The sequence below is a fragment of the Gammaproteobacteria bacterium CG11_big_fil_rev_8_21_14_0_20_46_22 genome, from assembly GCA_002796245.1.
In the GTDB taxonomy this organism is placed as follows: Bacteria; Pseudomonadota; Gammaproteobacteria; order UBA12402; family UBA12402; genus 1-14-0-20-46-22.
Window position 1 is genome coordinate 74,144 of sequence record PCWT01000054.1, and the last position, 9,396, is coordinate 83,539.

General features: G+C 48.6%; 7 protein-coding genes and 1 tRNA gene. 2 read left to right on the top strand and 6 right to left on the bottom strand.

Translation table 11 applies throughout. The annotated features are described in order from the left end of the window. Positions 1–50: 50 nt before the first annotated feature. On the top strand, positions 51–833 hold the full coding sequence (locus COV52_08015) for a hypothetical protein (GenBank protein PIR10700.1): 783 nt from the start codon (positions 51–53) through the stop codon (positions 831–833). Here COV52_08015 and COV52_08020 read toward each other — a convergent pair. The 6 genes from COV52_08020 to COV52_08045 form a co-directional block, all read right to left on the bottom strand. Continuing rightward, entirely contained in the window at positions 772–2,016 is a 1,245-nt protein-coding gene (locus COV52_08020; protein ID PIR10701.1) for a hypothetical protein, read from the bottom strand. The two genes, COV52_08015 and COV52_08020, sit on opposite strands and share 62 nt — an antisense overlap. A 268-nt stretch (positions 2,017–2,284) precedes the next feature. Continuing rightward, positions 2,285–2,617 carry a ribosome-binding factor A gene (gene rbfA / locus COV52_08025; protein PIR10702.1) on the bottom strand — a complete coding sequence of 111 codons (333 nt, stop codon included), beginning with the start codon at positions 2,615–2,617 and terminating at the stop codon, positions 2,285–2,287. Continuing rightward, positions 2,617–5,205: a translation initiation factor IF-2 gene (locus tag COV52_08030; GenBank protein PIR10703.1), complete on the bottom strand. Its 2,589-nt coding sequence runs from the start codon at positions 5,203–5,205 to the stop codon at positions 2,617–2,619. The genes rbfA and COV52_08030 overlap by 1 nt, the downstream gene beginning before the upstream one ends. A 75-nt stretch (positions 5,206–5,280) precedes the next feature. Further along, positions 5,281–6,756: a transcription termination/antitermination protein NusA gene (gene nusA / locus COV52_08035; protein PIR10704.1), complete on the bottom strand. Its 1,476-nt coding sequence runs from the start codon at positions 6,754–6,756 to the stop codon at positions 5,281–5,283. A gap of 2 nt (positions 6,757–6,758) precedes the next feature. Beyond that, positions 6,759–7,238 carry a ribosome maturation factor RimP gene (locus COV52_08040; protein PIR10705.1) on the bottom strand — a complete coding sequence of 160 codons (480 nt, stop codon included), beginning with the start codon at positions 7,236–7,238 and terminating at the stop codon, positions 6,759–6,761. A gap of 77 nt (positions 7,239–7,315) precedes the next feature. Continuing rightward, positions 7,316–7,392 (bottom strand) — tRNA-Met (locus COV52_08045). 647 nt (positions 7,393–8,039) lie between these two features. On the opposite strand from COV52_08045, the gene COV52_08050 reads away from it, so the two are divergent. Continuing rightward, positions 8,040–9,233 carry a hypothetical protein gene (locus COV52_08050; GenBank protein PIR10706.1) on the top strand — a complete coding sequence of 398 codons (1,194 nt, stop codon included), beginning with the start codon at positions 8,040–8,042 and terminating at the stop codon, positions 9,231–9,233. Positions 9,234–9,396 lie beyond the last annotated feature (163 nt).

Genomic DNA, 9,396 nt, shown 5'->3' on the forward strand with positions numbered 1-9,396 from the left:
CCAGCATCATGAGCTAGACTGTCCATAAACTCAGCTTAAGGACTCGCTCAGTGGCCACCGTTATCTCAAAAAACACACTCAATCAGCTGCTTGAATCAGCCGAGTTAGTGAAACAAGAACGCGGTCAGCCGAAAGTTTTGCGCCTACCCGATGAAAAGCTTATTTTGAAATGCCACTGGGCGCCGGATGAACTGCCTCTCTTGGAACGCCTTTCCTGGAAAAAACGCACGCGCCACTTACGACACAGCAGGCGCTTTGTCGCTAATGCCAAAAAACTGAAACGACGCAATATTATCAGCACCGAGGTTCAGAACTTTTATCTCTGCAAAAACCCACAAGTTGCGATTATCGCCTACCGCGAGCTTGAAGGAAAAACCTTGGGTGAACATCTCGCACAGAGCAAACCCAGCAATCCGAGCATTCTAAAAAGCTTTGTTCGCTTTCTGTGCAAGCTTCACACCTCGAACATTTATTTTCGCGCAGGCCACGAAGGCAACTATCTTTACGATGGCAAACAATTCAAGCTGATCGATATTGATAACACAACCTTTCGCATGAACCTTCGCCGCAGCGCAAAAAACGTAGCCTACCTCATTGAGCATGCCAACCGTGAACGCGAGCTGATTGATAGAGCCAGAGCTTATGAATTACTGCACTACTATTTTGAGTTGCAGAATTTTTCAATTTCTAAAATAGAAAAATTTCTCAAGCGATTTAACACAAGCCTCACTAAGCGCGGCTACCTTGCCGAGCCCTTTAGCCTGGCTGAGCTTATGGCGTGTTCGACACAGCCGGCACAAAATCCAACACGCGCTCACCGTGCTGATCACTGAAAAACTGTGTCCGACCTTGCTGATTGCAGTACTGATGCAAAAGCGATTGATGAAGCGGCTCAAAAGACTGAAGAATCCTTTCGATGTCTAAAAATATGTGCGTCAGGCGCCTTCCCGGCAGTGCGCCTGCTTGATAGTTTTGCTCTCCTGAAGCCAAGACAAAAGCCTTTCCCAATGCCGTTATCACAGGTTCAATTTGATCGCTATTTAATTCCTCAGCATGATTCGCAACCTTGGAGCTGAGCACAAACAAAATACGTGCCTCATACAGCTTAACCAGGTTCATTAACCGCTTCGCAAAAGCCTGACTGGATCTTGCCTGCCTCAAGGCAGCATCTTTTCCCAGCGCACCTGTTAAACCCACTAAATGCGCATGAACCTCCCTTGCCTTCCCCTGCTTTATCAATGGCTGACTGTGCAACGTCTGGCGTTGAATAGCAGCGATGATGTTGCTGACCACATGGCGACCGACCTCGGAGAAATAATCGCTTGATATTCGTGGTGTTGGTCCATCAGCCACTAAGGTAGATCCGGCGGGCAGCAAGGGTGTTCTTTCACCAGGAGCGCCCACAATCGCAGGTGCTACCGGGCTTTTTGGCTTGCTGCACAAGCGGTTTGCTAGCTCTTGATAGGAAAAATTCTGTTGTGTTAAAAAATCTAAAGTGGACGGGTTAACATCAAATAATTTTGGAGTGGGCTTACCTGACCTCGTCTCAGCCTCGACCTGAGTCCTCGGACGCGGCGGCATAGCCTGAACGTCAGACGACGGCTGCCTTTGGCTGACGCCAAGCTGATACCGGCCATGAAAAACCTCTAAATGAAGCTTAGAAACCGCTTTCAACAGCAACACAGATTTTCGCCCTTTTAAAATCGCCTGTCTTAATGCTTTCTGCAGCGTATCCAACGCCGTTTCAAGATGCTGTATTTCATTAGCTGCGACCACAGCCTTAAAAAAGGTGCGCATGGTATTGGTAAAACGCGGCCTAGCACGTTTTCTCAACAACCACTCACTGCGATTGCGGGCCAAAGAACCGGTGTTTATATCAACTGGCCCATGCCCCATATAGCTTTCGAATAATTTCAAGCACGCCGATTGCCCCGCAATTAAAAAAGCAGCGTCATTGGTTCTGGTTTGTGTTGGTGCCGCACTACGGCTTGCTGCCACCGTGGGGTTTCCAGGCATCTGTACTGTCCTTTTCTTGTTATCACTAGGGCGTGTTCCTGAACTCTCGACAGGCGCGAAAAACCAGCGATGAGCTTATGGACACGCCCTAGATACGGCTTATCTTAATCGCTATTTATTAAGGAAACCTTAGGGCCGACAAGAAAATAACCCGAGAGATAAAACCCGAATTATCACCCGTCTTCGCTTACGCTACGACGAGGTTCAATCCAGGCTTGCTACACATAAATAAATACGGAACAAAGATAGCTTGGATTTTTATCCAAGATCACAAACGGCTGAGAATATCATCCATACGACCACCGGCTTTCACCGCAGGGTCATGGTAAAACTTTAGGCTTGGGGTAATACGAAGATCGAGCTCTTCGCCCACACGCTTGCGCAAAAACCCGCTGGCTTTTTCAAAACCCTTTAGGGTTTCGGCGATATTCTCATGAGAAAACGCGAGATAAACACGGGCGTGCGCTAAATCGCGAGAGACATCCACATCGGTAATGGTCACGCCTTGCACGCGCGGGTCTTTGACTTCACGCGCGATGAGCTCGGCTAAAACTTGTTGCAGCGCGCGGGCTACGCGCGCTACACGTTCAGGGCTTGCCATTAGAGCGAACGCTCCACTTTCACGATATCATACACCTCGATCTGATCGCCGGCTTTGATATCGTTATAATTTTTCACGCCAATACCGCACTCCATGCCGTTACGCACTTCTTGCACATCGTCTTTGAAACGGCGTAACGATTCAAGCTCGCCTTCAAAGATCACGACGTTTTCACGCAAGACACGAATTGGCTTAGAGCGCTTGACCGAACCTTCAATGACCATACAACCGGCAATCGAGCCAAACTTCGGCGAGCGGAACACATCGCGCACTTGCGCCAAACCAATGATTTGCTCTTTCTCTTCTGGGGCCAACATACCGCTTAAGGCACGTTTAACCTCATCGATGGCGTCGTAAATCACACTGTAGTAATGCACATCGATATCATCTTTTTCAATCAGCTTTCGCGCCGTGCTATCAGCACGCACATTAAAACCGATAATGACCGCTTGCGATGCCAGTGCCAATGTCGCATCTGAGCTTGTGATACCACCCACACCTTTAGCGATAATATTGACTTTCACCTCATCCGTTGAAATCTTATTCAAAGATTCAACCAAGGCTTCAACCGAACCTTGCACGTCCGCTTTCACCACTAAGTTTAAAATGCGCGCTTCTTGCGAATCACCCATTTGAGCAAACATGTTTTCAAGCTTCGCGGTGTGTAATTTTTGCAGCTCTTGCTCACGGCGTTTAGCCTGTCTGAACATTGCCACTTCGCGCGCTTTGCGTTCAGTCGGCACCACAAAGACTTCATCGCCGGCTGCTGGCATACCTGACAAACCTAAAACTTCCACCGGAATGGATGGGCCCGCATGCTGCACTTTATGCGCTTTCTCATCGAGCATGGCACGCACTCGACCATACTCAACACCTGCCAAGACAATATCGCCATGATTCAAACAACCTTCTCGCACCAAAATGGTGGCAACGACACCGCGCCCCTTATCGAGCGAGGCTTCCACCACCATGCCTTTAGCGGGGCCTTTATTGGGCGCTTTTAGCTCTAAAACTTCAGCTTGCAATAACACAGAATCCAGCAAGTTATCCACGCCTTCACCCGTTTTGGCAGAGATATGACAAAACATCACATCACCACCCCAGGCTTCAGGGATGACATCATAATTACCAAGCTCGGCTTTAACTTTATCCGGCTCAGCTTCCGGCTTATCAATTTTATTGACGGCCACGATGATCGGCACCTTGGCCGCTTTAGCGTGTTGAATCGCTTCAATCGTTTGCGGCATCACACCATCATCGGCTGCAACCACCAAAATAACAATGTCGGTCGCTTGCGCACCGCGAGCACGCATCGCCGTAAACGCTTCGTGACCCGGTGTATCTAAGAAGGTCACCACACCCTTTTCGGTTTCCACGTGGTAAGCACCAATATTTTGGGTAATACCGCCGGCCTCACCTGCGGCCACTTTCGTGCGGCGAATATAATCAAGCAAAGTTGTTTTACCGTGGTCAACGTGACCCATAATGGTCACCACCGGCGGACGAGGCTCTGGCTCGCCGTGGCCACTGACGTCAGCTTGAAGATTTTCTTCAATCGCGTTGCTGCTAGAAAGTTGGTACTTGTAACCCAACTCTTCAGCTAAGAGCTGCGCTGTTTCCTGATCCAGCATTTGGTTTATGGTGGCCATAGTGCCCATCTTCATCAACGATTTCACTAACACAGCCGCCTTAATGTTCATGCGTTTAGCCAAATCTGAGACGGTGATGTTTTCAGGAATAACCACTGCTTTTTGAATAGGCTCAGCAGGCTTTTGGAACGTGTGTTTATTATTGATCTGAAATATACGGCGTTGTCTAGACATCGACACACCGTGCGGATCATCAACTTCTTCGTCCAAATTGATTTTACGCAAATCAACTTTTTTACCGGCGCGAAACTTATCTTCTGGACGAACAGGTTTAGCCGCCGCCTTGCGTTTTTTCTCACGCGCGCGCTCTTCCTCATCTGCATCGTCTTCTTGACGCTTCACATGTTTTTTATCGACCGGAGTCGCGGTGGCGACTTGCGCTTCAACGACAGCCTCTTGCACTTCCTCTTCCACCGACTCAGTATCGTCTTTATCCTGCTTTGTTTTTCTGGCTCCTTCAGCACGCTGAATCGCCTCAAGGCGAATCGCTTCTTCACGCTCCGAAGCTTCTTTCTCGGCTTGGCGCTTTTGCAACTCTTCTTCAGACAAGCCCAGTACCTGTGGTGCCGGGGCTTGCGTTTCAGACGCGGCTTGCGCGAAACTGCGTTTTTTCACCACCTTCACGCTCACCGAGCGTTTATCCCCGCCTTGCGTGCCTGTGACACTTAAGTTGCCCACCGTTCTGCGCTTTAACGTCAATGTTTTTGCGCCACTGTCTTTACCTTTTAAGGTGAGTTTTTTCTCAGCCGTAGGCTTTACTTCTACCTCATCAGCACCCTCGCCCAAAAACTCACGGATTTTTTTCTGTTGCGCAGGAGAGACCTCAGTCTCTTCGTCTTTCACGCGCATATTGGCTTCTTTAAACTTCGACAACAAATCATCGCTGCTTAAGCCAAGTTCTTTCGCCAAGGTTGCTACACTGACTTTATCTGCTGACATCGTTCACCTCTTACTTTCTTTCTTCCGCTGCTGAAAAAGTGCCTTCCCGCCTACGCAGGAATGACACGGATTTTCTTACTCAAACCACGGCGCACGCGCGGCCATGATTAAATCAGCAGCTTTACCTTTCGTTAAACCACAGATACCCAGAATGTCTTCAACGGCTTGTTCGGCCAAATCTTCTTGCGTCACGATACCTTTGGTTGCCAAGGCTTGCGCCAAGGCTTCATTCATGCCATCAAGAGCGAGCAAATCATCAGCCGGCTTAGCTTTACCCGCACCGCTTTCGATCGCCGCTTTTGCACGACGCTGAAGCTCATCAACGATGTCTTCATCAAAACCTTCGACACCTAAGAACTCATCGCGCGACACGTAAGCCACTTCTTCCAATGAGCTAAAGCCTTCAGCAATCAACACAGACGCAATGTCCTCATCCACATCCAAGTGCTGCATGAAATCTTCCATCACCGATTGTGCTTCGTTTTGTGATTTTTTCTCAGCGTCTTCTTCGGTCATCACATTCAAGGTCCAGCCGGTAAGCACGGAAGCCAAACGCACGTTTTGGCCGTTTCTGCCGATCGCTTGTGACAAATGGTCTTCATTCACAGCGATATCCATCGCATGAGAATCTTCGTCCACCACGATCGAAGCCACTTCCGCTGGTGCCATGGCGTTAATCACAAATTGTGCCGGGTTATCTTCCCACAAGACAATGTCGACGCGCTCACCATTGAGCTCATTCGAAACAGCTTGCACACGCGCACCGCGCATACCGATGCACGCACCGATAGGATCAATACGGCCATCGTTCGTTTTCACCGCCAATTTAGCGCGAGAACCTGGGTCACGGGCCACGGCTTTGATTTGAATGGTCTCTTCACCAATTTCTGGCACTTCGATACGGAACAACTCGACCAACATTTCAGGGCAAGCACGGCTTGCGATAAGTTGTGGGCCTTTACGGTTTTCACGATCAATCGTTTTCAAATACGCACGAATACGGTCATTAATGCGCACCGCTTCACGTGGCAACATTTCTTCACGCGGAATCACCGCCTCAGCATTATTGCCCAAATCTAAAATAATCTGATCACGTGTGACGCGCTTAACCGTACCGTTGATGATTTGGCCAAGCTTAGACTCATACTCTTCAGCCATTTTATCACGCTCAGCTTCGCGCACTTTTTGCATAATCACTTGCTTGGCAGTTTGTGCGGCAATACGACCAAAGGCAGGCGCTTCGATTTGTTCACGGTAGGTGTCGCCAATCTCTAATTTAGAATCACGCTCTTTACCTTCTTCCACACTCCAGTGGCGCGGCGGAATGTAATCCAACTCAGGATCATCTAAATCCACAATCGTCCATTGGCGGAACGCTTCGTACTCACCCGTTTTAGGATCAATTTTTACGACGATATCCACATCCATATCGCCATAGCGTTTTTTAGCCACAACAGCCAAAGCTGACTCCACAGCACTTAATACATCATCAAAAGAAAGTTCTTTCTGGTTCGATAACACTTCGACCATATTGAGAAGTTCTTTACTCATCGCTATTGCCTCTTTTTACTCGATTTAAAATCCACTACCGGAATCAAGTTCGCTTTGCCCACCGCATCAAACGGCACATCAAAACGCGCTGAATCCACAATCATTTCCACTGCCTCGTCACCCACAGCGTGAATCACACCCGTGACTTGGCGCCGCTCAGCTACGGGGTAACGCAATTTTACCCGCACTTCCAAGCCGTTAGCTTTTTCCCAATGCGCCTTCGTGAACAAGGGTCGATCAAGACCCGGCGAAGACACTTCCACACGGTAGGCTTGGTTCAAGCCTTCCACGGTTAACACAGCGATAAACTGCTCGGCAGCTTGCACACAATCATCAATGCTGACGCCGCCGGGTTTATCAATATATAGGCGCGCCAAGGCACCACCCGACTGGTTAATGATTTCAACGCCCACCCATTCAAAGCCCAAGCCTTCGGCCACGGGGGCTAAGAGTGCTGTGAGCTTGTCTGTGCCTGCGTGCATGCGCCAACTCCAAATAAAAAATGGGCCCGTAGCCCAATGTTGTAAAAAAAGCCCACAAGGGGCTTTTTATTGGCATTTGGTAGCGGGGGCAGGATTTGAACCTACGACCTTCGGGTTATGAGCCCGACGAGCTGCCAGACTGCTCCACCCCGCATCATCGAGGCCGATACTACGCCAATAACCTACCGCTTTCAAGGCTTTTCTATAAAAAACCCGGGGAATCCATTGACAAAAACGCCGAAGCTGTAGAATCTAGGCACTATAGAACAACGATAAGTGGTCAACAAAATGACGCGAACACCTCGCACCCCCAAACGCCCAGACACCGAAAAGGCTATGTCGCCTGTGACACCGCGGGCATTAACAAGCATCCGAGCCACACTGCCCTCATCCAGACCGTTAACTCGCATTAGGCCAAAAGACCCGCAACCCTCAGCGCCGCGTCTGCGCCACCGACTGTTTCAAAGCCCACAGACGCCCAACTTAACTCCCCCAACACGTTCACCCCTAGGACCTCAGTCAACGTGGTCTGCCAGGGAACGCCGCATCGAGTTCAGACCACCACAACTTGTCAGCAGACTACAGGCTAACGCATTTTTATCGCCTGATAGCCCGCCTGCCTACCTACCCCCAAGAACCCGACATTTGACTCTACCCCCACAACCTAACCAGCCTCGTATTTTTAATCCAGATTTCAGCGAACCACGCAAAGTAGACCCCAGCCTTAGAGTGCCGAGAATCTACGCCCATAAACCCACGACCATTTTCCCACTTAATGCACAAGAGCTTTTAGTTGAGACCATGAAATGGCTGCAAACACAGTCACTCACACCACTGAGATCCGAATCATGGCGAACCTTAAGCATATTAATGCAAGCAAGCTTACAAAACAAAAAAACTGAAGCACGCCATGAAAAGGAAGAACACGGCTTCTTAGAGGTTCATGGCACAGGCCTTTTAAGCGGCGTCATCCAGGTTGAATTACTTCATGCCATTTATGTGAGAAACCCTAAAGCTTTCGACTTAGACGCGCTTAAAGAAACTAAAGCCCGAAGCCTGGATGGTTTTTATACCAAATGTCTCGGGCCAATCATACCCAGCCTCAAAAGCCAAACCGTGTTTCTAACGGTCAAGCTTGCCACGCAAGATCCAGAACTTTTACAAGTAAATTTAGACGCCATACTAAAAATCACCCATGTGATAGGCCTTGGCAGGCTTGAAGCTGTCAAAGGGAAAGACGAAGATTGGGATTTTACGATATCACCACATCGAACCAATGATCTTCAAAGTTGGTCACTGTCAGAGCCAGACTTTTTAGCGTTAACACGGATGATCTTAGAGAAAAAACGCAATATTGACCTAGATTCTGTGCTCACTATTCTCTGCTCGCTTGAAACCCGCTCGGGTGCTGCTTTTTCTCGCCAGAGTGATACTCTGATGCGACATTTCCTAAAACGCTGCCTGGAACACTGTGACCCCGTCACTATCGTTGGAACAAAAACAAATGCCTTAAAAAAAGCCTTGAAGGATGTTTTAAATCACCGTATCGCCAAACAATTTTATCATTTTTCGGTATTTATTCTCGAGAACGAAGATAATTATCAAAGCTGCCTCGAAGAAACAGATGAAGTTTCAGCTTTCAAAGCATTTTGCAGAGTGTATAAAGACTTTTATGAAGCTGTTGCATTCCATGCCAACACCAGACTGTACAGAGGTGAGTTTTCCATTTCGAATCTATCAGTCCATTTAAACCTTATCGCCAAACTCACCGGGGCGATGCTAAAGCCCAATCTAAACCAAACCTTATTCACAGCACCGACTGAAAACCCGCCGGATGCGCTGAAGCCTTATCGACACAAAAACGACGAACAAACTATGCTCAACCATTTAGACTCACCTCATCGGTTCTTCGGTACACCTGTTGCGCCCAAACAATCCCGGACACCGAGTAGCGCACATGACTCGCCTGCGAGACAAACACCAAAAGCGCGTTGATTTTTGAACAAAACTTGGTAAAATTAGCCTCAAAAAGGCACAGTTGTCCCATTAAAAGTATTTTGCTTAAATTGACTACAAACGTTCAGTTTTGAGGGGAGGTTGGACGCAAATTTGATGAAACAGCGCAGTGTACACGCAAGTACATGAGCACGTTGAAGAA